Source organism: Streptomyces sp. BYX5S (genome assembly GCF_054724165.1).
In genome coordinates, this window is record NZ_CM138829.1 from 1,023,227 (window position 1) to 1,047,351 (window position 24,125).

At 72.5% G+C, this 24,125-nt stretch carries 19 protein-coding genes; 12 read left to right on the top strand and 7 right to left on the bottom strand.

What is annotated here, in order from left to right:
* Nucleotides 1-13 precede the first annotated feature (13 nt).
* Entirely contained in the window at nucleotides 14-1,636 is a 1,623-nt protein-coding gene (locus ACYBSK_RS04640) for a carboxyl transferase domain-containing protein (protein WP_457475540.1), read from the bottom strand.
* 96 nt (nucleotides 1,637-1,732) lie between these two features.
* Here ACYBSK_RS04640 and ACYBSK_RS04645 point away from each other — a divergent pair, with 96 nt between their 5' ends.
* From ACYBSK_RS04645 to ACYBSK_RS04660, 4 genes are all read left to right on the top strand, one after another.
* Nucleotides 1,733-2,326, top strand: a complete 594-nt coding sequence (locus ACYBSK_RS04645; protein ID WP_457475541.1) for an SACE_7040 family transcriptional regulator — start codon at nucleotides 1,733-1,735, stop codon at nucleotides 2,324-2,326.
* A 129-nt stretch (nucleotides 2,327-2,455) separates the two neighbouring features.
* Entirely contained in the window at nucleotides 2,456-3,613 is a 1,158-nt protein-coding gene (locus ACYBSK_RS04650) for an acyl-CoA dehydrogenase family protein (RefSeq protein WP_460245253.1), read from the top strand.
* 35 nt (nucleotides 3,614-3,648) lie between these two features.
* Nucleotides 3,649-4,521, top strand: a complete 873-nt coding sequence (locus ACYBSK_RS04655) for an acyl-CoA thioesterase (protein ID WP_460245254.1) — start codon at nucleotides 3,649-3,651, stop codon at nucleotides 4,519-4,521.
* Nucleotides 4,522-4,541: 20 nt separating this feature from the next.
* Nucleotides 4,542-5,528 (top strand): cation diffusion facilitator family transporter, encoded by a 987-nt coding sequence (locus tag ACYBSK_RS04660; RefSeq protein ID WP_457475544.1) that lies wholly within the window; start codon nucleotides 4,542-4,544, stop codon nucleotides 5,526-5,528.
* Nucleotides 5,529-5,801: 273 nt separating this feature from the next.
* On the opposite strand, the gene ACYBSK_RS04665 is transcribed toward ACYBSK_RS04660, so the two are convergent.
* Both ACYBSK_RS04665 and ACYBSK_RS04670 read right to left on the bottom strand, forming a co-directional pair.
* Nucleotides 5,802-6,605, bottom strand: a complete 804-nt coding sequence (locus tag ACYBSK_RS04665) for a phosphatase (protein WP_460245255.1) — start codon at nucleotides 6,603-6,605, stop codon at nucleotides 5,802-5,804.
* 70 nt (nucleotides 6,606-6,675) lie between these two features.
* Nucleotides 6,676-8,079, bottom strand: a complete 1,404-nt coding sequence (locus ACYBSK_RS04670; protein WP_460245256.1) for a PucR family transcriptional regulator — start codon at nucleotides 8,077-8,079, stop codon at nucleotides 6,676-6,678.
* A gap of 209 nt (nucleotides 8,080-8,288) precedes the next feature.
* On the opposite strand from ACYBSK_RS04670, the gene ACYBSK_RS04675 reads away from it, so the two are divergent.
* Genes ACYBSK_RS04675 through ACYBSK_RS04685 form a run of 3 tightly spaced genes read left to right on the top strand, consistent with a single transcriptional unit; the run spans nucleotide 8,289 to nucleotide 12,523 of the window.
* A complete protein-coding gene (locus ACYBSK_RS04675) occupies nucleotides 8,289-9,764 on the top strand; it encodes a sodium:solute symporter family protein (protein ID WP_457475547.1) in 1,476 nt (491 codons plus the stop codon).
* A gap of 54 nt (nucleotides 9,765-9,818) precedes the next feature.
* Nucleotides 9,819-10,811, top strand: coding sequence for an agmatinase (speB, locus tag ACYBSK_RS04680; RefSeq protein ID WP_457481653.1), 993 nt, complete (start codon nucleotides 9,819-9,821; stop codon nucleotides 10,809-10,811).
* 32 nt (nucleotides 10,812-10,843) lie between these two features.
* Nucleotides 10,844-12,523 (top strand): thiamine pyrophosphate-binding protein, encoded by a 1,680-nt coding sequence (locus tag ACYBSK_RS04685; protein WP_460245257.1) that lies wholly within the window; start codon nucleotides 10,844-10,846, stop codon nucleotides 12,521-12,523.
* A 6-nt stretch (nucleotides 12,524-12,529) separates the two neighbouring features.
* On the opposite strand, the gene ACYBSK_RS04690 is transcribed toward ACYBSK_RS04685, so the two are convergent.
* Both ACYBSK_RS04690 and ACYBSK_RS04695 read right to left on the bottom strand, forming a co-directional pair.
* On the bottom strand, nucleotides 12,530-12,841 hold the full coding sequence (locus ACYBSK_RS04690; protein ID WP_460245258.1) for a hypothetical protein: 312 nt from the start codon (nucleotides 12,839-12,841) through the stop codon (nucleotides 12,530-12,532).
* Nucleotides 12,842-13,010: 169 nt separating this feature from the next.
* Nucleotides 13,011-13,823, bottom strand: a complete 813-nt coding sequence (locus tag ACYBSK_RS04695; protein WP_460245259.1) for an endonuclease I family protein — start codon at nucleotides 13,821-13,823, stop codon at nucleotides 13,011-13,013.
* 206 nt (nucleotides 13,824-14,029) lie between these two features.
* Between ACYBSK_RS04695 and ACYBSK_RS04700 the strand changes: the two genes are divergently transcribed.
* Complete coding sequence (locus ACYBSK_RS04700) at nucleotides 14,030-14,755, top strand: helix-turn-helix domain-containing protein (protein WP_460245260.1); 726 nt, start codon at nucleotides 14,030-14,032, stop codon at nucleotides 14,753-14,755.
* Nucleotides 14,752-15,570, top strand: a complete 819-nt coding sequence (locus tag ACYBSK_RS04705) for a helix-turn-helix domain-containing protein (protein ID WP_460245261.1) — start codon at nucleotides 14,752-14,754, stop codon at nucleotides 15,568-15,570. The genes ACYBSK_RS04700 and ACYBSK_RS04705 overlap by 4 nt, the downstream gene beginning before the upstream one ends.
* Nucleotides 15,571-15,588: 18 nt before the next feature.
* Here the strand turns inward: ACYBSK_RS04705 and ACYBSK_RS04710 are convergent, their stop codons facing one another.
* Nucleotides 15,589-17,889, bottom strand: coding sequence for an ArnT family glycosyltransferase (locus ACYBSK_RS04710; RefSeq protein ID WP_460245262.1), 2,301 nt, complete (start codon nucleotides 17,887-17,889; stop codon nucleotides 15,589-15,591).
* A 134-nt stretch (nucleotides 17,890-18,023) separates the two neighbouring features.
* On the opposite strand from ACYBSK_RS04710, the gene ACYBSK_RS04715 reads away from it, so the two are divergent.
* From ACYBSK_RS04715 to ACYBSK_RS04725, 3 genes are all read left to right on the top strand, one after another.
* The gene (locus tag ACYBSK_RS04715) at nucleotides 18,024-19,025 is read left to right on the top strand and encodes an esterase-like activity of phytase family protein (protein WP_460245263.1); all 1,002 of its coding nucleotides are present in this window, start codon (nucleotides 18,024-18,026) and stop codon (nucleotides 19,023-19,025) included.
* Between the two features lie 114 nt (nucleotides 19,026-19,139).
* On the top strand, nucleotides 19,140-22,865 hold the full coding sequence (locus ACYBSK_RS04720; protein WP_460245264.1) for an ABC transporter ATP-binding protein: 3,726 nt from the start codon (nucleotides 19,140-19,142) through the stop codon (nucleotides 22,863-22,865).
* 106 nt (nucleotides 22,866-22,971) lie between these two features.
* The gene (locus tag ACYBSK_RS04725; protein WP_457475556.1) at nucleotides 22,972-23,394 is read left to right on the top strand and encodes a hypothetical protein; all 423 of its coding nucleotides are present in this window, start codon (nucleotides 22,972-22,974) and stop codon (nucleotides 23,392-23,394) included.
* A 15-nt stretch (nucleotides 23,395-23,409) separates the two neighbouring features.
* Here the strand turns inward: ACYBSK_RS04725 and ACYBSK_RS04730 are convergent, their stop codons facing one another.
* Nucleotides 23,410-24,015, bottom strand: a complete 606-nt coding sequence (locus tag ACYBSK_RS04730) for a hypothetical protein (RefSeq protein ID WP_460245265.1) — start codon at nucleotides 24,013-24,015, stop codon at nucleotides 23,410-23,412.
* Nucleotides 24,016-24,125 lie beyond the last annotated feature (110 nt).

Below are 24,125 nucleotides of genomic sequence, written 5' to 3' on the forward strand. Positions count from 1 at the left end.
TCTGGTCCGCCCCTCACATCCGGAAGACGCCGAAGCCGGCGGACTTCTCCGGCAGCGGCGCGTTGGCACACGCGGTCAGGGCCAGGCCGAGGACCTGGCGGGTCTCCATCGGGTCGATCACGCCGTCGTCCCACAGCCGGGCCGTCGCGTAGTAGGCGTTGCCCTGCGACTCGTACTGGGCGCGGATCGGCGCCTTGAAGGCGTCCTCGTCCTCGGCCGCCCACTCCTCGCCGCGCGCCTCCATCTGGTCGCGCTTGACCGTCGCGAGGACCGACGCGGCCTGCTCGCCGCCCATGACGCTGATCTTCGCGCCGGGCCACATCCACAGGAAGCGGGGCGAATACGCCCGGCCGCACATCGAGTAGTTGCCCGCGCCGTAGCTGCCGCCGATCACCACGGTCAGCTTCGGCACGCGCGTGCAGGCCACCGCCGTGACCATCTTGGCGCCGTGCTTGGCGATGCCGCCCGCCTCGTAGTCCTTGCCGACCATGAACCCCGAGATGTTCTGGAGGAAGAGCAGCGGGATGCCGCGCTGGTCGCACAGCTCGATGAAGTGGGCGCCCTTCTGGGCGGACTCGGCGAACAGGATGCCGTTGTTCGCGACGATGCCGACCGGGTGGCCGTGGATCCGCGCGAACCCCGTGATCAGCGTCTGCCCGTACTCCGACTTGAACTCGGCGAACCGCGAACCGTCCACCACGCGCGCGATGACCTCCCGGGCGTCGTACGGAGTGCGCGAGTCCACCGGCACGGCGCCGTAGAGCCCCGCCGGGTCCACCTTCGGCTCGATCGCCGCCTTCACCGCCCACGGCAGCGGGCCCCGCTCCGGCAGCGTCGAGACGATGGTCCGCACGATCCGCAGCGCGTGCGCGTCGTCCTCCGCCAGGTGGTCCGTCACGCCCGAGACCCGCGAGTGGACCTCGCCGCCGCCCAGCTCCTCGGCCGTCACCACCTCGCCCGTGGCCGCCTTCACCAGGGGCGGGCCGCCGAGGAAGATCGTGCCCTGGTTGCGGACGATCACCGCCTCGTCGCTCATCGCCGGGACGTACGCCCCGCCCGCTGTGCACGAACCGAGGACCGCCGCGATCTGCGGGATGCCCGCGCCGGACATCCGCGCCTGGTTGTAGAAGATCCGCCCGAAGTGCTCGCGGTCCGGGAACACGTCGTCCTGCATCGGCAGGAACGCGCCGCCGGAGTCCACCAGGTAGACGCACGGCAGCCGGTTCTCCAGGGCCACCTCCTGCGCGCGCAGATGCTTCTTCACCGTCATCGGGTAGTACGTGCCGCCCTTGACCGTCGCGTCGTTGGCGACGATCACGCACTCGCGACCGCTGATCCGGCCGATCCCGGCGATCACCCCGGCCGCCGGGGCCTGCCCCTCGTACATCCCGTCCGCCGCGAGCGGCGCCAGCTCCAGGAACGGGGAGCCCGGGTCGAGCAGCGCGTCCACCCGGTCCCGCGGCAGCAGCTTTCCGCGCGCCGTGTGCCGCGCCCGCGCCTTCTCGCCGCCGCCGAGCCGGGCCGCGGCCAGCTTGGCGCGCAGCTCCTCGCCGAGCGCCCGGTGCGCTGCCTCGTTGGCCCGCCAGGCCTCCGAAGCGGGCTCCGCCGCACTGTGAAGCTCCGGTGCCTCCTGCATCGCTTCGAGCCCCCTTGCCCGTACCGATCAGTTAATGAGCGTTAACCGTCCGACGTCAGGTTAACGCTCGCTAACCTCCCTGTCTAGAATTGCTTCATGGCCACGAGAACCGACGCCCCCACCCGCCGCGAGCAGATCCTCAGGGAGGCCGCGCGGCTCTTCGCCGAGCGCGGGTTCCACGGTGTGGGCGTGGACGAGATAGGGGCGGCGGTCGGCATCAGCGGCCCCGGCCTGTACCGGCACTTCGCCGGCAAGGACGCGATGCTCGCCGAGCTGCTCGTCGGGATCAGCGGACAGCTGCTCACCGGCGGCAAGCGGCGGGTCGCCGAGGCGGAGCACGGCCCGGAGGCGCTGCTCGACTCGCTCATCGAGGGGCACATCGACTTCGCGCTCGACGACCGCGACCTGATCACGCTGCACGACCGCGAGCTGGACCGCCTGCGCGACAGCGACCGCAAGCTGGTGCGCCAGCTCCAGCGCCAGTACGTGGAGCTGTGGGTGGAGGCGGTGCGCAAGGTCTACCCGGAGCTGGTGGAGGCGCACGCGCGCGTGGCCGTGCACGCGGTCTTCGGTCTCCTCAACTCGACGCCGCACCTGAGCCGCCCCGGTTCGCTGCCGGGCCGCACGGCGACCGCGGCGATGCTGCACAAGTTGGCGCGTGGCGCGTTCGCGGCGGCTGCCGCAGAGTGAGGTCCGTGGTGGCCGCGGAGTGACCTGTATCTCTGGACGCTCCTTGCGACTCGCGGGTAACCTGGCCCTGAGCAAGCGCTTAGTCGCTTGGCCGCTGTCCGCACACTCGTCGTAGAGGGAGAGTTCTCCGTGCGCCGTACCGTTTTTGATGAGGACCACGAGGCGTTCCGGGAGACCCTGCGCGCCTTCATCGAGGCCGAGGTCGTCCCCCACTACGACGAGTGGTTCCAGCAGGGCATCGTGCCGCGCGAGCTGTACTCGAAGATGGCCGACCTGGGTCTGTTCGGCATCAACGTGCCCGAGGAGTTCGGTGGCGCCGGCCTGGACACCCACAAGTTCGAGGCCATCCAGTACGAGGAGACCGCGCGCGCGGGCGTCTCCTTCGGCGGCTCCGGCGTGCACGTGCTGCTCGCCCTGCCGTACATCAAGATGCTCGCCACCGACGAGCAGAAGAAGCGCTACCTGGAGAAGTTCGTCACCGGCGAGGAGATGTGGGCCCTCGCCATGACCGAGCCGGGCACCGGCTCCGACCTGGCCGGCATGAAGACCACGGCCAAGCTCTCCGACGACGGCACGCACTACGTGCTCAACGGCTCGAAGACGTTCATCACCGGCGGCGTGCACGCCGACCGCGTCATCGTCTGCGCCCGCACCGCCGCGCCGACCGCCGAGGACCGCCGCCACGGCATCTCCCTCTTCGCCGTCGACACGAAGTCCGAGGGCTACTCGATCGGCCGCAAGCTCGACAAGCTCGGCCTGAAGACCTCCGACACCGCCGAGCTGGCGTTCGTCGACGTGAAGGTCCCCGTCGAGGACCTCCTCGGCGAGGAGAACAAGGGCTTCTACTACCTCGGCAAGAACCTGCCCTCCGAGCGCTGGGGCATCGCCTACGGCGCGTACGCGCAGGCCAAGGCCGCCGTGCAGTTCGCCAAGACGTACGTCCAGGACCGCACCGTCTTCGGCAAGACCGTCGCGTCGTTCCAGAACACCAAGTTCGAGCTGGCCGCCTGCCAGGCCGAGGTGGACGCCGCCGAGGCCGTCGCCGACCGCGCCCTCGAGGCCCTCGACGCCGGTGAGCTGAGCGCCGCCGAGGCCGCCTCCGCGAAGCTGTTCTGCACCGAGGTCGCGCACCGCGTCATCGACCGCTGCCTCCAGCTGCACGGCGGCTACGGGTTCATGAACGAGTACCCGATCGCCCGCCTGTACGCGGACAACCGCGTGAACCGCATCTACGGCGGCACCAGCGAGATCATGAAGTCGATCATCGCCAAGAACATGGGCCTGTAACCAGCAGAGAATCTTTGCTCTGTACAACTGATCCCATGCATCAGGCACTCGAATCCCTCCTCGATCTCCTCGACCTCGAGCAGATCGAGGAGGACATCTTCCGCGGCCAGTCCCGGTCCTCCGTCGTCCCCCGCGTCTTCGGCGGGCAGGTGGCGGCCCAGGCGCTGGTCGCGGCCGGGCGCACCGTCCCGGCCGACCGGCACGCCCACTCCCTGCACGCGTACTTCCTCGTCGCGGGGGACCCGGGCGCGCCCATCGTCTACACCGTCGACCGGATCCGCGACGGCCGCTCCTTCACCACGCGCCGCGTCGTCGCCGTCCAGCACGGGCAGCCGATCTTCCACCTCTCCGCGTCCTTCCAGACGTACGAGGACGGGCTCGAACACCAGGCGGACATGCCGGCCGCGCCGGACCCGGAGTCGCTGCCGACCGCGGAGGAGATGCTGCCGCGGTACGTCGACGGGGTTCTCGCCCCCGACGTCGTACAGCGCCTCCTGGAGGCCCGTGAGGCGGTCGACCTGCGGTACGTGGACGCGCCGCCGTTCGCCTTCGTCGGGGACCCGCAGCCGCCGCGCTCCCAGGTCTGGTTCCGCACGCGCGGCAAGCTCGCGGACGACCCGCTGCTGCACGTCTGCCTCGCCACGTACGTCTCCGACATGACGCTCCTCGACTCCGTGCTGCTCGCCCACGGGCGGGGCGGCTGGGCCGTCGGTGACGTCGTCGGTGCCTCCCTCGACCACGCGATGTGGTTCCACCGGCCGTTCCGGGCCGACGAATGGCTCCTCTACGACCAGGAGTCGCCGTCCACGTCCGGCGGGCGCGGGCTCGGGCAGGCCCGGATCTACACGCAGGACGGGCGGCTCGCGATCTCCGTCATCCAGGAAGGCGTCGTTCGCGTTCCGCGCTGATCGGACATAACGTCCCGTACATGGATGTACGGGTGGACGACGGCGTGAGCGGAACGGAAGAAGCGGGCGGGGAGAGCGTCTTCACGGTGCTCGTCGCCGCGGCGGCCAACCTGGGCATCGCCCTCGCGAAGGCCGTCGCCGGCGTCATCAGCGGCTCCAGCGCGATGCTCTCCGAGGCGGCGCACTCCTTCGCCGACACCGTCACCGAACTGCTGCTGCTCACCTCCCTGAAGCGCAGCGACAAGCCCGCCGACGAGGAGCATCCGCTCGGCTACGGCGGTGAGCGCTACGTCTGGGCGCTGCTCGCGGCGGTCGCCACGTTCGTGGGCGGCGCCGTCTTCTCCCTCTACGACGGGATCCACACGCTCGTCGCGGGCGAGGAGCTCGGCGATCCGCTGGTGTCGTACATCGTGCTCGCCGTGGCGTTCCTGCTGGAGGGGTACTCGCTGCGGACCGCCCTCAAGCAGGCCCGGGGCGAGGCGGCGCGGGTGCGGGCACCCTTCGGCACGTATCTGCGGCACACGCCCGACACGGCGGTGAAGGCGGTCGTCCTGGAGGACAGCGCGGCGCTGGCCGGTCTGCTGCTCGCGGCGGGCGGGCTGCTCGGCGCGCAGCTCACCGGGGCGGCGGCGTGGGACGCGGCGGCGTCGCTGTGCATCGGGGTGCTGCTGCTGTGGGTGGCGTGGGTGCTCGGGCGGTCCAACGCGGAGCTGTTGGTGGGGCGGCCGTTGCCGAAGCCGTTCCGGGACGAGATCCGGACGATCGTGCTGGGCGTCGAGCACGTCGAGGCGGTGCTGGAGCTGACCACGTTGGTGCAGGGGCCGCGGGAGGCGCTCGTCGCGGCGAAGGTCGACTTCCGGGACGCGTCCACCGCGGCGCAGATCGAGTGGGCCTGCGAGGACGCCTCGCGGCGGATCCGGGAGCGGTTCCCGGCGGTCCGCCGCGTCTTCCTCGACCCGACCCCGGGGTTCGCGGCGCGCCGCACGGAGGGGCTCAATCCGTGGTGACCCCATCAAGCCCCTGCGGCGATTGAGCAGCGGGGTCCGGGGCGGAGCCCCGAGGCGTCGGCCACGGAGCCGCCTGCAAAAGATTGGGGCTCTGCCCCATACCCCGCTGCTCAATCGCCGCAGGGGCTTGATGTGCTCGATCGGCGACTGAGGTTGATGTGCTCGGCCGGTCACTGAGGTTGATGTGCTCGACCGGCGCGACGGAGGTTGATGTGCTCGGTCGGCGACGGAGGCTGAAGGGATCCACCGGCGACGCGGTCAAGAGGTAGGGGACTACTGGTTGAGGCCCGCCGCGTCCAAGAGGTAGGCCGCCATCGGGTCGTAGTGCCGCGGGCTCGTGACGTGGTCGTCGAGGGGGATCGTGACCTGCATCGTGCCCTCGTGTTCGCCGACGAAGAGGGCCGGGTCGTTGCAGTCGGCGTAGCCGATGGAGTCGAGGCCGCGTTGGGCGGCGCAGCCGGCCCAGCCGTGGTCGGCGACGACGAGGTCGGGCAGGGGGCGGTGCGCGCGCTCCAGGCCGTCGAGGATCGCCGTCATCGGGTCCGGCGAGTGCGTGTGCCACAGGGTGGCGCCCCGCTCCAGCATCGCCACGTCCGCGAACTGGAAGACCATGCCCTCGTCCGTGGCGAGCCCCTCGGGGATGACCATGATCTCGCAGCCCGCGGCACGCAGCGCCGTGGCCGTCGCCCGGTGGACGTCGAGGAGGCCGCCGGGGTGACCCGTGGCGAGGAGGACGCGCTGGCGGTCCTCCGCGGCCTTGCGCAGCCGCGCCGCCGCGCGGTCCAGGGCGTCGATCGTGAGCTCCGGGTCGATGGTGTCCTGGCCCGAGAGGTGGTCGGGGTCGGAGACCACGCCGCAGCGTTCGGCCATGACGGCGAGCACGTCGGCCTCGTCCGTCCAGCGGTCGCCCAGTTCCAGGCCCAGCCAGTAGTGCCGGTCGCCGTTCGCGAGCTTGCGGTAGTGCGAGCGGTTGTTCTCGCGGGGCGTGGCCACGTCGCCCGCGATACGGGTGCGGACGAGGTGCTCGATCAGGGCGGCACGGGTCGGGACGTCGCTGGGCAATCCGGGTATCGGCATGAGCCCATTGTGCCGGGGGCCGCCGCGGGCCGGTGATCGGTTCCGGGGAGTGGACGCGGCGCCGGCCCCGTCAGGGCGCGTGGCGCAGCGCGAACCACAGCTCCATGCGCACGTCCGGGTCGTCGAGGTCGGCCTCCATGAGGGTCGCGCAGCGGGCGATGCGCTGGCGGACCGTGTTGCGGTGGATGCCGAGCGCCAGGGCCGTGCTCTCCCAACTGCCGTGCAGGGACAGCCACGTGCGCAGCGTTTCGAGGAGCGCCGCGTTCCCGGCGAGGGCCCGCGGGCTCGCCGGGGGCGTGTCGGCGGGGCGGTGGTGGGCGAGCGGGACCCGGGTCGCCCGCGCGTGCGTGAGGGCGTGGGACGCCTGGGCGTCGGCGAGCGGCAGGTCGTGGGGGAGGACGGGGGCGCTGACCCCGAGCACGTACCCCGTGTGGGGCGTGACGTCCTGGTCGGCGGGGAGGACCGCGCGGGTCAGTCCGTCGGCCGTGGCCGTCAGGGGCGTGGCCAGGTCCGGGGCCGGGCGCCGCGCCAGGGGGCGGGCGTGGACCACCCGCCAGGTGGTGTCCGGGCCGAGGAGGGCCGTGGCCGCCGCCTCGCGGTCCGCGCCGAGGAGCAGGTCGACCAGGCTCGCCGCGCGGCGCGTGTCGCCCGTCGAGCGGTGTTCGCCCGTGAGGAGGGAGAGGAGGACGACGGCCGCTCCGGCGATCGTGTGGTCGCCCGGCGTACGGGTCGGTGTCGCGAGACCGAGCGCGCCGCCCGTGCTCAGCGCGAACGCCGACAGATGCGCGCCCCCGACCGTGTCCGCCGCCGACGACGGGGTGGGGAAGAGGTGCGTGGCGTGCGGGCGGACGACCGCCGTCAGCTCGGCGAGCGCGTCGGCGACGGCCCGCGCGGGCCGCGCCCCCGCGTGGTACGGCTCCTCGCCGTCCGGGGTGACGGCGACCGCGAACCCGCCGAGCCGCTGGGCGAGTTGACGCAGCACGGAGGGGAGCGGATCGGGGCGCGCCGCGGCCGAGGCAAGGGCCTGCTGGGCCTCCGTGACCCGGCGCAGCTCCGCGTTCCTGGCCTGCGCCATCAGCTCCCACACGGCGCGCGCGATCCCGCTGAACGTCGTCCTCGGCGGCACCTCCAACAGCGGGATGCCGCGCTGCTCGCAGGCCGCCACCAGCTCCGGCGGCACCGTGTCGAAGACCGGCGTCACACCGAAGCCGAGCGCCACCCCGCCGCCGCGCGCCACCCGCTCCGCGTACGCGTCGAAGTACCCGGCGGGGGCGCCCTGCGCGTGCACGCCCGCCGTCAGCAGCAGCTCGCCGCCCAGCAGGTACGGGGCCGGGTCGGGCAGCTCCGAGGTGTGGGCGCCGTGCACGAGGACGTCCGCCGCGTCGGGGCCCGCGAGCCGGCGCAGTCCGAGGTCGGCGCGGGCGAGCACCGCGGCGAGCGGAACGCCCGGGGTGGGCGGCGCGGTCACGGTCATGTGTGGACGATCCCTCCAATCCATCCCCAGTCAGTGGATGGAACGTACACTTCAGTGCCGCTTTTCGGCCACCTAGATTTCTTGCGACCGGTGGGTGCGGGTACGGGCGGATGTCCTCGCCACCCCGGAAGGACCCCGTACGAGGGGCTTCGCAGCCGGACATTCCCTGCACGACACGCCACCGAGAAGTGGAGAAGGAGGGCGTCCCCATGGCCGTCGACTACATCGTGATCGTCGTCTACCTGGCCGGAATGCTGGCGATGGGCTGGTGGGGCATGCGCCGCGCCAAGTCCAAGAGCGACTTCCTGGTCGCCGGACGGCGCCTCGGCCCCGCCATGTACTCCGGCACGATGGCCGCCGTCGTCCTCGGTGGCGCCTCCACCATCGGCGGCGTCGGCCTCGGCTACCAGTACGGCCTGTCGGGCGCCTGGATGGTGTTCACCATCGGCCTCGGCATCCTCGCCCTGTCGGTCTTCTTCTCGGCGCGCATCGCCCGCCTGAAGGTCTACACGGTCTCCGAGATGCTCGACCTGCGCTACGGCGGCGGCCGCGCCGGGATGATCTCCGGCATCGTGATGTGGGCGTACACGCTGATGCTCGTCGTCACGTCCACCATCGCGTACGCGACGATCTTCGACGTCCTCTTCGACGTGCCGCGCACCCTCGCGATCGTCGTCGGCGGCACCATCGTCGTCGCCTACTCGACGCTCGGCGGCATGTGGTCGATCACCATCACCGACATGGTGCAGTTCGTCGTGAAGACGATCGGTGTGCTGCTGATCCTGCTGCCCGTCGCCGTCGTCAAGGCCGGTGGCTTCAGCGAGATGAAGGCCGCGCTGCCCACCTCGTACTTCGACCCGCTGGGCATCGGCGGCGAGACGATCTTCACGTACGTGCTGATCTACACGTTCGGCATGCTCATCGGCCAGGACATCTGGCAGCGCGTCTTCACCGCCCGCAACGACAAGGTGGCCCGCTGGGGCGGCACCGTCTCCGGCGTCTACTGCCTGCTCTACGCGATCGGCGGCGCGGTCATCGGCACCGCCGCCAAGGTCCTCTACCCGACCGGGCTCGGCCAGGCCGACGAGGCGTTCGCGCAGATCGTCAAGGACGAACTGCCCGTCGGTATCCGGGGTCTCGTACTGGCCGCCGCGCTGGCCGCCGTGATGTCCACCTCCTCCGGAGCGCTCATCGCCTGCGCCACCGTCGCCAACAACGACATCTGGAAGCGGCTGCGCGGCATCAAGCCGCAGGACGCGGGGGAGAGCGAGCACGACGAGGTCAAGGGCAACCGGATGTTCATCCTCGGCCTCGGCATCGTCGCGATCCTCATCTCGATCGCCCTCAACAACGTCGTCGAGGCGCTGACCGTCGCCTACAACCTGCTCGTCGGCGGGCTGCTCGTGCCCATCCTCGGCGGGCTGATCTGGAAGCGCGGCACCGGCGCGGGCGCCCTCGCCTCCGTCGCCGTCGGCGGCCTCACCGTCATCGGCGCGATGTGGCGCTACGGCATCCTCGCCAACGAGCCCGTGTACTACGGCCTCGTCGCGTCACTCGTCGTCTACGTGGCCGTCTCCCTGGCCACCCGGCCCACCGACGCCGCCGTCCTCGCCAACTGGCGCGAGCGGCTCGCCGGGCGCGGCGCCGAGGAGCCCGAGCCGGCCGCCGTCGGCGCACCGCAGTAACCCCCGTACGACACCCGATTCGTACGCACTCGCAGGAAAGAAGGCATGCGCGCAATGAACAGCAACGAGACGCCCCGCGTTCCCAACGGCCCCGCCGGAGCCGTCGGACCGGTCGACTCCTCCCGGGTCCCGCGCTACGCGGGCCCGGCGACGTTCGCCCGCCTGCCCCGGCTCGACGAGGTGGGCGCCGCCGACGTGGCGGTCGTCGGCGTCCCCTTCGACACCGGTGTCTCCTACCGGCCCGGCGCCCGCTTCGGCGGCAACGCCATCCGTGAGGCCTCCCGCCTCCTGCGCCCGTACAACCCGGCGCAGGACGCCTCCCCGTTCGCCCTCGCGCAGGTCGCGGACGCCGGTGACATCGCCGCCAACCCGTTCAACATCAACGAGGCCGTCGACACCATCGAGGCCGCCGCCGACGACCTGCTCGGCTCCGGCGCCCGCATGATGACGCTCGGCGGCGACCACACCATCGCGCTGCCGCTGCTCAGGAGCGTCGCCAAGAAGCACGGCCCGGTCGCGCTGCTGCACTTCGACGCGCACCTCGACACGTGGGACACGTACTTCGGCGCCGAGTACACGCACGGCACGCCGTTCCGCCGCGCCGTCGAGGAGGGCATCCTCGACACCTCCGCCCTCTCCCACGTCGGCACGCGCGGCCCGCTGTACGGCCGCTCCGACCTCACCGAGGACGAGAAGCTCGGCTTCGGCATCGTCACCTCCGCCGACGTCTACCGGCGCGGCGCCGACGAGGTCGCCGACCAGCTCCGCCAGCGCATCGGCGACCGCCCGCTGTACATCTCCATCGACATCGACTGCCTCGACCCGGCGCACGCGCCCGGCACGGGTACGCCGGAGGCGGGCGGCATGACCTCCCGGGAGCTCCTGGAGATCCTCCGCGGCCTTTCTTCGTGCAACCTGGTATCGGCGGACGTCGTCGAGGTGGCGCCCGCGTACGACCACGCGGAGATCACGTCCGTCGCGGCCTCGCACACGGCGTACGAGCTGACGACGATCATGTCCCGCCAGATCGCCGACGCGCGCGCCTGAGCGGCACGCGCCCAGAAGGAGACGGGCACCCAGTGACGCACGACCACGACCTTGAGCTGACGCCCACCCCCGCGCAGACGGAGGCGGCGCTCAACCCGCCGGCCGGGCGCACGGGCGGTGACCTCGTCGTCGAGACCCTCCACGGGCTCGGCGCGTCCACCGTCTTCGGCCTGCCGGGGCAGCACGCGCTCGGCATGTTCGACGCGCTGCGCCGGTCGTCGCTCAGGTACGTGGGGCTGCGCGTCGAGAACAACGCCGGGTTCGCGGCCGACGCGTACGGCCGGGTCACGGGGGAGGTGGCGCCGCTGCTGCTGTCCACCGGGCCCGGCTCGCTGATGTCGCTCGCCGCGCTCCAGGAGGCGGCGGCCGCGTCGGCGCCCGTCCTCGCGATCGGCAGCCAGATCCCGGTCGCGGGGCTCGGCGGGGGCCGCCACGGCTACCTGCACGAACTCCGCGACCAGCAGGCGTCGTTCCGGGACGTGGTCAAGTCCGTCCACACCGTCCGTACGCAGTCCCAGATCCCGTCGGCGATCGCCGCGGCCTGGGAGTCCGCGCTGAGCGCCCCGCACGGCCCCGTGTGGGTGGAGATCCCGCAGGACGTGCTCCTCGCCGAGACGATCCTGCCGGTCGTCACGGGCGTGGACGCCACCCCGCACGACCTCGTGCCGCGCCCCGAACTCACGGCCGTGGCAGCGGACTTGCTCGCTCGCGCCGAACGCCCGGCGATCATCGCGGGCGGCGGAGTCGTCCGCGCGGACGCGACGGGCAAGCTGCGCGCGCTCGCGGAAAGGGTGAACGCGCCGGTCGTCTGCACCTTCGGCGGCAAGGGCGCCTTCCCCTGGGAGCACCCGCTGTCGCTCCAGTCCTGGATGGAGGACCGGCACACGACGGACTTCCTGGAGGACGCCGACGTCCTGCTCGTCGTCGGCTCGGGCCTCGGCGAACTCTCCTCGAACTACCACACGTTCGCGCCGCGCGGCCGCCTCATCCAGATCGAGGCCGACGCCGGAAAGCTGGAGTCCAACCACCCGGCCCTCGGCATCCACGCCGACGCCCGCCTCGCGCTCCAGGCCCTCGCCGAGACGGTCGCCGAGCGCCCGGACGACGCGGCGCCCGCACGCGTCGCCGCGGTCCTGAAGGCCGTACGGGAACGGATCGACGCGCAGGAACTCACCCTGGAACAGGACGTGCTGGCCTCGGTCCGCGCGGCCCTTCCGGCGAGCGCGCCGTCCTTCTGGGACATGACGATCCTCGCCTACTGGGCGTGGTCCGCCTGGCCGGGCGCCCTGCACTCGGCGCAGGGCGCGGGCGGCCTCGGCTACGGGTTCCCGGCGGCGCTGGGCGCGGCGGCGGCCGACCCGACCACCCCCGTCCTCGCGGTCTCCGGCGACGGCGGCGCCATGTACTCCATCGCCGAACTGGCCACGGCGAAGCAGTACGACCTGAACGTCACCTGGCTCATCGTCGACGACGGCGGCTACGGCATCCTCCGCGAGTACATGACCGACGCCTTCGGCGAGGCCACGGCGACCGAACTCGCCCGCCCCGACTTCGTCGCACTCGCCGAATCCTTCGGCGTCCCCGGCGTGCGCACGACCCCGGAGACGCTCCGCGACGACCTGGCCGAGGCGCTCGCGGCGCCGGGACCACGCGTGGTGGTCCTCCCGGCACTTCTCAGGATGTTCGCGCCGACGCATCTGGGCGGGGAGTGATCCGGCTCAGAGGGGGATCTGCTGCTGCTGTGCGCCGGGGGGAAGCATGCAGGGAGTGCGCACCGCGAAGGAGAAGCGTTGAGGCTTCGTCTTTCCGGAACCCACGGTGTCCGCCTCCACCACGTAATCGTTCTTCTTGTTCCGGGCGCTCAGCACCGATGACTCGTAGGCACTCTTGAATTCCCGGTATGAGGTGATCTCATAACCCTGCTCGGTCAGTTCGGACCGCAGGGTACGCACGATGCGGGTGTGATCCGTCGACGGAGCCGACGAGTAGATGTAGTAGAAGAGGCTGTACCGGCCGTCGTCCTGGGACATGCACCCTCCAGTCATCAGCAGCGCGGCACACAGAGCAACCGCCGTGAGGGTATGGCGGTTTGCAGCCAGTGGGCTGCCTGCCCGCAATGACGAACGCATGTGTGGAGCCCCCCGCTGTGAGCAGTGCGCCGCCGCTCCCGTGCGGAGCAGCGGCGCGCTGGCCGGCCGTCTACCAGATCGACTCGACCCACTCCGGGTGGTCGATGAACGGGTTGCGGTTGTGTTGGTAGGTGTCGTAGATGACGTCGTTGCGGTTCTGTTCGAAGGAGTCCGGCGGGTCCTCGGCGCTCCACTTCTTCAGGACCGAGATTTTGCCGATGTACGGCGAGCTGCCGTTGTCGACCGAGTCGTTGGGCTCCAGGTCGGCGAAGGAGTCGTCGCCCTCGTAGCGGACCGCCATGTAGAGGATCATGCGCGCCACGTCGCCCTTTACGGCGTCGCGCGGTTCGAAGGAGTCGGCGTCGGTGAGGCTGCCGCCGCCGTTCGCGACCGCGCTGCCGCCCTCGTCGAAGTCCTTGTTGCCGCGGATCGAGTTGACCGTGACGTCCTCGGGGCGCAGGTGGTGCAGGTCCGTGCCGGGGCCCGTCGCGGTGCCGAAGTCGCCGTGCGACTTGGCCCAGACGTGCTCGCGGTTCCAGTCGCCGCTGTCGCCGCCGTTGGCGGACTTCGCGCGTGAGGTGCCGCTGTAGAGCAGGATCACGTTGGAGCTGTTCGCCGGGTCCTGGTCGGTGGCCTTCAGGGCGTCCCAGACGGCGTCGTAGGAGAGCTTCGTCTGGTCGCTGATGATCGTGTGCAGCGCGCTCTTCAGCTCGGTGCCGGTCTTGCCCTCGGCGTCCTGGTAGTACGTGTCGTCGTACGCGGCGACGGGGTTCGCCGTCGCCGTCGCGGTGGGGAGCGCGGCCGCGCCGAGCAGGGCGGCGACGGCGAGCGTCAGCGGCTTCCAGTGGCGGCGGGCGCTGGTGCGTATGTGGGGCTCGGGCATGTGGGGTGTCCGTCCGTTCTACGCGAGTTGAATGGGGTAACGCGGAGCGTGGCACGCGGACGTGGCGGATTGGGTGAACGCCGTGCGTCGATTCTGTGTCGGACCGCGGCAACGTCCCCCGTACGTGCGGTGGTTGGCCGGAGCGGGAACTGGAAACGACCCCGGCGCATCCATACCGGATGGGACGAAACGAGATGGAGGGGGACATGTCTCGTTGGAAGGAACTGCCCGGATCGCTGGATCCGCGGCGCCGCCGGCTCGCCATTCAGCTCCGCCGGGCCAAGGACCACAGCGGACTCACCCTGCGCGTGGTCGCCACGCGCACCGGATACAGCCGCTCGTCGTGGGACCGCTACCTCAACGGCAGGGCGCTGCCGCCCCGTTCGGCCGTCGCGGCGTTCGCGGAGGTCTGCGGCGGCGACGCGGAGCGGCTGCTCGCGCTGCACGAGGTCGCGGCCGACCCCGGCGTCGCACCCGGGGAGAGCGACGGGGACGGGGCCTCGCGGGGCAGGCTCGCCGCCGTCCTGTGCACGGTGGCCGCCGTCGTCGTGTTCGCCGCGCTCGCACTGGCGATCGCGCGGCCCTGGGACTCCGGACCCGGCCCCGGCGCACGCACCCAACAGGCCGCCCGGAACGGCGCGTTCGTGTTCGAGGCCGGGGTCGACCACCCCTGCAAGGTCCGCAGGGCCGACGACGGGCGGCTGTACGCCGGGTACAGCAGGACCCGTACCGGACTCATCGGATCGCAGTCCGCGCAGTGGCGCGTCGTCGAGGCGCAGTGCCTGCTGCGCGAGCACGGCTTCCCGCCGGGGATCGCCGACGGGTTCTTCGGACCCCACACCGAACGCGCCGTGAAACGCATCCAGAAGCAGTCCGGCCTCGCCCAGGACGGGGTGGTCGGCGAGGACACCTGGCGGGTGCTGAGGCGATGACACCGGCCGGGGAGAAGTCCCGCGACGGCGGGTCCGTGGAGGGGGAGCGGCTCGCCGCGGCGCTGCGCGAGGCGCGCGCGGCCACCGGGCTCAGCCTCGTGGCGCTGGCCGCCAAGACCCCGTACAGCAAGTCCTCCTGGGAGCGGTACCTCAACGGGAAGGCCCTGCCGCCGCGCCAGGCCGTCGAGGAGCTGTGCGCCCTCGCGGGCCGCGCGCCGCGGCGGGCGCTCGCGCTGTGGGAGCTCGCCGAGGGCCAGTGGAGCGGCCGGGCGGCGGCCCCACGGCGGCCGCCCGCAACCGAGGCGCCGCCGACGGATGTGCCCCTCCGGCGCCGGAAAGGGGCGCGGGTCGCGGCGGCCGTCGTCGGGGTACTGGCCCTGGCCGCCGGGGCCGTGGCCGCGCTGACGGCCGGGGAGCGGGGCGCCGACGCCCGCCCGTCGGCCCAGGCCGCCGCCTCGATGCAGGCCAAGGGGTGCCGGGGCGCCGACTGCACGGGCAAGGACCCGGAGGCGTACCTGTGCGGCATCGACCCCGTGCCCAGGACCCTCGCCCGGCAGCGCCTCGGCGGCACCGTCGTGAAGATCCGGCACGGCGCGGCGTGCCGCGCGGTGTGGGCGCGCGTCGACCTCGGGAAGGTCGGGGACCGGGTGGAGGTGCTGGTCCCCGGGGCCGCGCCCCAACACGTCGTCGTGAAGGACGAGTTCGACGCCGAGCGGTCGCTGTCCACGCCGATGACCGCGGCCGGCGAAGGGGTGCCGGCCACGGTTCGGGCGTGCCTGGTGCGGGGCGGGGAGCGGCGCTGCTTCACGGTGTGACCGCTCCCCGCGGTGAGGTCAGGACACGTCGGACGGGTCCAGGCGGTACAGCGAGCTGGAGTTCGAGCCCGTGTCCGTGTCCGTGTTCTTCGAGCTCGACGAGGAGTCGGAGGACGTGCTCTTGCTGTACTCGCTCTCCTTCACCGCCGTGCCGTGCTTCTTCACCCACGCGGTGACCGCGGAGCTGACGTCGTTGCCGCCACCCATGCCACCGCCCATGCCGCCTTCGCCGACCTGGATGTAGTGCAACTGGCCGCTCTTGACCAGCTTCTTCAGCTTGGCGACGGTCATGCCCTTGTCGGAGCCGGTGAAGCCGTACATCGAGATGACGGGCTTCTTGGTGGAGAGGATGATCTGCGCGGCCGACTGCGAGTTGGACACCGCGAGCAGCCACTTGGCGCCGTCCTGGTGCTTCTCCAGGTACGAGATCAGGTCGCTGTCGACGCTGCCGCCCATGCCGCCGCCCATACCGCCGGGGCCGCCGCCCTGCCGGCCGGACCCCTGCCGCTCGCCGGACCCGGACCCGGACCCGGACTCGGACCCGGACTCGGACCCGGACCCCGAGCCCTGGTTGCCGCCAGGGAAGCCGCCCTCGGGAGCCTGACCGCCGCCGGGCATCTCACCGCCGCCCGGCATGCCGCCACCCTGCTGGGAGCCGTCCCCCGGCATCTCACCGCCACCGGGGAAGCCACCACCCTGCTGGGAGCCGCCTTGCTGCGAACCGCCCTGCTGCGAACCGCCCTCCTGGCCCCCCGGCATCTCCCCGCCACCGGGGAACCCGCCCCGGCCTCCACCACCGGGACCGCCCATGCCGCCGCCCGTCGTGGGCCCGGCCGTCGGATTCGTGCCGCCCATGCCACCGCCGCCCCCGGAGGAGAACGTCGTGGCGGTGGCGTACGCCGCCGGGCCCGCCACCGAGGCGACGACCGCCGCCGCCACGGCGACCGCCAGCAGCCGCAGCCGCTTGCCCGACGCCGTACGGAAGACGAGCAGACCCGCGACGGCCGCCGCCATGACGAGCGCGATCACCGGCCACAGCCAGCCGTTCCAGCCGGAGGCGCGGCGCAGCAGGACGACGGCCCAGATCCCGGTGACGGCGAGCGCCACGGGCAGCACCCACGCCCACCGCTTGTCGGCGCGGAACGCGCGCAGCAGCATCACGCCGCCACCGCCGCACAGCGCCGCGATGCCGGGGGCGACGGCGGTCGTGTAGTACGGGTGCATGGTGCCCTCGGCCGTGGCGAAGGTGACGTAGTGCAGCACCAGCCAGCCGCCCCACAGCACGAGCGCGGCGCGCGTGAGGTCGGTGCGCGGGGCGCGCCCGCGCAGTACGAGACCGCCGACGAGGGCGATCGCCGCGAACGGGATCAGCCAGGAGATCTGGCCGCCGAGCGTGTCGTTGAACAGCCGGCCGAGGCCCGCGGTGCCGGCGAAGCTGCCTCCGCCGCCCCCGCCCCCGCCGTTGCCCTCGCCGCCGAGGATCCGGCCGAATCCGTTGTAGCCCATGATCAGGTCCCAGGCGGTGCCGTCCGTCGAGCCGCCGATGTAGGGGCGCGAGTCGGCCGGGACCAGGGAGACGGCCGTGGCCCACCAGAGGCTGGAGACGGCGAGGACGACCGCCGCGAGGACCAGGTTGCGGACCTTCCTGGCCCAGCCCAGGTGCGAGGCGTACACGTACACGGCGAAGACCGCGGGCAGCGCGATGTAGCCCTGGAGCATCTTCGTGTTGAACGCGAGACCGAACAGGGCCGCCGAGCCGAGCAGCGGCAGCAGCCGTCCGTTGCGGGTGGCGCGCAGCGCGAGGGCCGCGCCGCCCACCATCAGCAGCACCAGGAGCGTGTCCGGGTTGTTGTCCCGGTTGATCGCGACGGTGATCGGGGTGAGGGCCAGGACCAGGGCGGCGACCGCCGCGGCCGCGTGCCCCCACACCCGCTTCACCGAGGAGTGCAGGATCCAGATCGAGCCGAGCCCGGCGGCGATCTGCGGCAGCATCATCTGCCAGGTGCCGAAGCCGAAAATCCGGCAGGACAGGCTCATCGCCATCAACGACAACGGCGGCTTGTCCACGGTCAGGAAGTTGCCCGCGTCGATGGACCCGAAGAACCAGGCCTTCCAGCTCTGCGTGCCGCTGTAGACGGCGGCGCTGTAGAAGCTGTTGAGGCCGGACGAGGACAGGTTCCAGGCGTACAGCACTCCGGCGAGCACGAGGATCGCCAGCAGCGCGGGCAGGGACCAGCGTGGTGCGCGGTGCGCGGTCGGCGTGTCGGCCGGTGGCGGCGGCGCGGGAGCGGGGGAGAGCGGTTCGGTCGCAGTGGTCACCACTGCACAGTGCACGGCGGCCGTGGGCGCCCGCTGTGCCGAAGCTGGGTGCCACCTGTGGATACCGGCCGGCGGCCCGTACCGTTCAGGAGAAGTCCGCCCGGACGTCGCCGGACGCGGCCTACCGTGACCCCATGTCGCGCAGAACAGCACGTTCCGTACTCGCCGCCGTCGCCGTGACCGCCGCCTGCCTGACGGTCTCGGGACCGGCGCACGCCACCGGGGCCGCCGGGAACTGCTCCCCGGCCGTCTCCGTCACCGGCTACTCCGACGCCCTCGACAAGACCACGTACGACGGTGTCTTCGTCGGCAACATCTCGGCGCTCGCGGTCGACCGGGGCGGGCGGCTCGCCGCGCTCTCCGACCGCTCCTCCCTGTTCACGCTCGACCGGAAGACCCTCGTGCCCCGGTCCGTCGCGGCGCTCGCCGACGAGAAGGGGGCCGCGCTCGACGCAGAGGGCCTGGTCGTCGACCGGGACGGCACGTATCTCGTCACCTCCGAGACCGAGCCCTCGGTCCGCCGCTACGACCGCACGGGCGCCCGGATCCTCGACCGCCTCCCGGTGCCGGACCGGCTCACCGCCGGGGCCCGCGCCAACGCCTCCTTCGAGGGCCTGACCCTGTTGCCCGGCGGCCGGACCCTCCTCGCCTCCATGGAGTCCCCGCTCACCGGCGACGACGCGAGCCGGCTCCAGACCTGGCGGCGCACGCCCTCCGGCTCCTTCGCGCCCGCCGCCCAGTACGGCTACCGCACCGACCCGGACCTCGGCATCTCCGAGGTCACCGCCGCCCCCGACGGCCGCCTCCTCGTCCTGGAGCGCGGCTTCACCGCCGGTGTCGGGAACACGGTCCGCCTCTACGCCGCCGACCTGCGCGGCGCCGCGGACACCTCCGCCATGGAGACCATCGGCTCCGGCACCCGCCTCGCCCGCAAGACGCTCCTCGCCGACCTGGCGGACTGCCCCTCGCTCGGCGCGCCCGCCCACCAGCCCCAGCCCAATCCGCTGCTCGACAACATCGAGGCGATGACGGTCACGGGCCGGGGTCCGGGCGGCGCGCTGCGGCTGCTCCTCGCGAGCGACGACAACCAGAGCGCGAACCAGATCACCCGGTTCTACTCCCTGACCGTTCACTGACCGTGTCCACGCGCTGATCCGGGCCGATCCGGTCGGATTGTTACGGCGGGATGAAATCCGCTCCCGGTCGCGTTGGCCCTTCGGCAGGTCAAGGCGACTGGGAGGCGGCACGGCGTGGCGGAACAACGGGGCTGGGCGAAACGACTGGCGGGGTACGCGTGGCGGTACCCCAAGGACGTCGTACTCGCCCTCGGTGCCTCGCTCGGCGGCATGGGCGTCATGGCGCTCGTCCCGCTGATCACGAAGGTGATCATCGACGACGTGATCGGGGACCACTCCCGGTCCATGGGCGCCTGGGCGGGCGCGCTCATAGGCGCGGCCGTCGTCGTCTACGTCCTCGCCTTCGTCCGCCGCTACTACGGCGGCCGCCTCGCCCTCGACGTCCAGCACGACCTGCGCACCGAGATGTACGGATCGATCACCCGGCTCGACGGGCGGCGCCAGGACGAGCTGTCGACCGGGCAGGTCGTCGGCCGCGCCACCAGCGACCTCCAGCTGATCCAGAGCCTGCTCTTCATGCTCCCGATGACGATCGGGAACATCCTGCTCTTCGTCATCTCCCTGGTGATCATGGCGTCGCTGTCGTGGCCGCTGACCCTCGTCGCGCTCGCCGTCGCCCCCGCCATCTGGTTCATCGCCAAGCGCAGCCGCTCCCGGCTGCACCCCGCCACCTGGTACGCGCAGGCGCAGGCCGCCGCCGTCGCCGGGGTCGTCGACGGCGCCGTCAGCGGCGTGCGCGTCGTGAAGGGGTTCGGGCAGGAGGAGCAGGAGACCGGCAAGCTCAAGGCGGTCGGCCGCAAGCTGTTCGCCGGGCGCCTGCGCACCGTCCGGCTGAACTCGAAGTTCACCCCCGCCCTCCAGGCCGTGCCCGCGCTCGGGCAGGTCGCGATGCTGGCCCTCGGCGGCTGGCTCGCGGTCCACGGCCAGGTCACGCTCGGCACGTTCGTCGCGTTCTCCTCGTACCTGGCCCAGCTCGTCGGCCCGGTGCGGATGCTCGCCGTCGTCCTCACCGTCGGGCAGCAGGCCCGCGCCGGTGTCGAGCGCGTCCTCGAACTCATCGACACCGAGCCGAGCCTCACCGACGGCACGCTGGAACTGCCCGCGGACGCCCCCGCCACCGTCGAGTTCGACGACGTGTCCTTCACGTACGCGGACTCCGAGCACGCCGTCCTCGACGGCCTCTCCTTCGAGATCCGGGCCGGTGAGACCCTCGCCGTCGTCGGCTCCTCCGGCTCCGGCAAGTCCACCGTCTCGCTGCTGCTGCCCCGCTTCTACGACGTCACGCACGGCGCCGTCCTCGTCGGCGGCCACGACGTGCGCGAGCTGACGACGGCCTCGCTGCGCTCCGCGATCGGGCTCGTGCCCGAGGACTCCTTCCTGTTCTCCGACACCGTCCGCGCCAACATCGCGTACGGCTTCCCGGACGCCACGCAGGAGCAGATCGAGCAGGCCGCCCGCGCCGCGCAGGCCGACGGCTTCATCGCGGAGCTGCCGGAGGGCTACGACACCAAGGTCGGCGAGCACGGCCTGACCCTCTCCGGCGGCCAGCGCCAGCGCCTCGCGCTCGCCCGCGCCATCCTCACCGACCCGCGCCTGCTCGTCCTCGACGACGCGACGTCCGCCGTGGACGCCCGCGTCGAGCACGAGATCCACGAGGCGCTCCAGCACGTGATGGCGGGCCGCACCACGCTCCTCATCGCGCACCGCCGCTCCACCCTCGGCCTCGCCGACCGCATCGCCGTCCTCGACGGCGGCCGGCTCGCCGCGATCGGCACGCACGCGGAGCTGGAGGCGGACTCCCCGCTCTATCGGCGCCTGCTCACCGACCCCGACGAACTGGGCGGCGTCTCCCCCGGCCACACCGCCCCCGCCGGAGCGCCGGCCGAGGACACCTCCGTACGGGCGGAGCTGGACGCCGAGTACGACGTCGAGCGGGGCGTGACCCCCAGGCTGTGGACGGGGGACCGGGAGCCGAAGGACACCGCGCTCGCCGGCATGCCCGCCACCCCCGGACTCCTCGCGCAGGTCGACGCGCTGCCGCCGGCCACCGACACCCCCGACGTCGACGAGAAGCAGGCCGTCACCCCCGAGGAGTCGTACGGGCTGCGGCGCCTGCTGCGCGGCTTCCGGGCGCCGCTGCTGATCAGCCTCGCGCTCGTCGCCGTCGACGCGGGCATGGGCCTGCTGCTGCCGATCCTCATCCGGCACGGCATCGACGAGGGCGTCACGCAGATGGCGATCGGCGCGGTGTGGGCGGCGTCCGCGCTCGCGCTCGCCGCCGTGCTCGCGCAGTGGGCCGCGCAGTTCGGCGAGACACGGATGACGGGGCGGACCGGCGAGCGGGTCCTGTACGCGCTCCGCCTGAAGATCTTCGCCCAGCTCCAGCGGCTCGGACTCGACTACTACGAACGGGAGTTGACGGGTCGCATCATGACCCGGATGACCACCGACGTGGACGCCCTGTCGACGTTCCTCCAGACAGGTCTGGTCACCGCGTTCGTCTCCCTCGTCACGTTCTTCGGCATCATGGGCGCCCTGCTGGTCATCGACGTCCAGCTCGCGCTCGTCGTGTTCGCGACGCTGCCGCCGCTGATCGTGGGCACGTTCTTCTTCCGCCGCTCCAGCGTCAAGGCGTACGAGCTGGCGCGCGAGCGGGTCTCCGTCGTCAACGCCGACCTCCAGGAGACCGTGGCCGGGCTGCGGATCGTGCAGGCGTTCCGGCGCGAGCGGGACGGCGGCGCCAAGTTCGCCGCGGGCAGCGCCAGTTACCGCGAGGCGCGGATCCGCGGCCAGTGGCTGATCTCCGTGTACTTCCCGTTCGTGCAGCTGCTGTCGGCGGTCGCGACGGCCGCCGTCCTCGCGGTGGGCGCGCACCGGATCGACGCGGGCACGCTGACGACGGGCGCGCTCGTCGCCTACCTCCTCTACATCGACCTGTTCTTCGCGCCGGTGCAGCAGCTCTCCCAGGTCTTCGACGGCTACCAGCAGGCCACCGTCTCGCTCGGCCGCATCCAGGAACTGCTGCGCGAGCCGACGTCGACGAAGAACGCCGAGCGGCCCCTCGACGTCCCGTCGCTGCGCGGCGAGATCGCCTTCGAGGACGTCGACTTCGCGTACGGGGCCGCCGACAAGCCGGAGGTGGCGCTCAGCGACGTGCGGCTGCGCATCCCCGCCGGGCAGACCGTCGCCTTCGTCGGCGAGACCGGCGCGGGCAAGTCGACGCTGGTCAAGCTCGTCGCCCGGTTCTACGACCCGACGGGCGGCCGGGTCACCGCCGACGGCGTCGACCTGCGCGAGCTCGACCTCACCCAGTACCGGCACCGCCTCGGCGTCGTCCCGCAGGAGGCGTACCTGTTCCCCGGCACGGTCCGGGACGCCATCGCGTACGGCCGCCCCGGCGCGAGCGACGCCGAGGTGGAGGCGGCCGCCCGCGCGGTCGGCGCGCACGAGATGATCGCGACGCTCGACGGCGGCTACCTGCACGAGGTGGCCGAGCGCGGCCGCAACCTGTCGGCGGGGCAACGGCAGTTGATCGCCCTGGCCCGCGCCGAACTCGTCGACCCGGACATCCTCCTGCTCGACGAGGCGACGGCCGCCCTCGACCTCGCCACCGAGGCCCAGGTCAACCAGGCCACCGACCGCATCTCCGGCAAGCGCACGACGCTGGTCGTCGCCCACCGGCTGACGACGGCGGCCCGCGCGGACCGCGTGATCGTGATGGACCACGGCCGGGTCGCGGAGGACGGGACCCACGAGGAGCTGCTGCGCCGCGACGGGAAGTACGCCGCGCTGTGGCGGACGTTCGTGGGGGAGCCGGTGGAGGCCGCGACCTCGTCGTGAGCGGACGCAACCGTCCGGCCGGTGTGCCGCGTCAGCACGGGGGGAGTGGGTGCTGCGGAAATCAGCGCGACAGTAGGCTGAGGGCGATGTGACGGGAGGGGCCGCTGTGCGTGGACGTGAGCTCGGTGAGGGTGGCATAGGCACGGGCACGTCGCGCCGGACGCTCGCGCGCGCCCTGTCCCTCCTCCTCGTCTCCGGCCTCTTCGTGCTCGCCGGCCCCGCGGTCTCCGGGGCGCAGGCCGCCGCGGTCTGCGGCGGCCACCACGCCCGCACCCTGCGCTTCGAGACGGGCCGCACGGTCCTCTACAAGAACCGCGGCTACCTCTGCGCCGTCACCTACGCCAAGCGCGCGGGCGAGCGGCGCACGATGTCCGTCAGCGTCCAGGCCCGCGGCAACCGGGCCGTCGTCGACAAGGGCCGCTACACCCGGCACGCGGGGCCGGTCACCGTGCACGCGGGGAACCGGTGCGTGCGGGTCAAGGGAAGTGTGGGCTCGAAGTCGGTGCGCACGGGGTGGATCCTGTGCTGAGCGCGGGCCCGGCTGTCACAGCTTGACCGCGCACCCCACCGGCCTGCTGCCGCCCAGGGTCACGTAGAGCGCGGTCGACGACGGGCACGCCGAGCGCGTCGGCACCGCCAGGACCACCCGGTACTGCGGGGCGCGCTCGTCCGAGCCGTCGCACGCCGTCTCCCGCACCTCGCCCCGGCCCGCGGTCGCGACGCAGTCGCCGACGACGGTGCGCGGGCCGCCCCCGCCGCCCGGGTCGCCGGGGTGCGGGGCCTCCAGGTTGCGCATGCAGGCGTATCCGCGGTCCACCGTCCCGTCCCCGTTCTCGTCGGCCGCGGGGCGCTTCTCGCTGATGTGCAGCACGAAGTCGGTGGGGGCCGGGCAGGCGGGCCCGGCCGCCGACTCCCCGTCGTGCCGGGCGAGGACCCGGGCCACCGCGCGCTCGCTGCGGCAGGGCACCTCGTTGAACGACGTGCGCCCGCGCGAACTGCACTCGCCCACGTCGAGGAAGACCGCCCCGTACCCGGAGGGCGAACGCGTGGGCGTGGCGCGGCCGTCGGAGCCCGAGGAGCCCTGGCAGCCGCTCAGCGCGAGCGCCAGCAGCGGCACCGCGCACCCCACCCCGACCCACCGCGCAAACATGGCAATCCCCCCGATGTACCTCCCCAGCGTGGCCCGTCACGGCGGGCGCACGCCAGGTGCGCGGGGGGCTTTGCGCCGATTGGGGGTGGCGTGCACGGTTCACGGCGTAC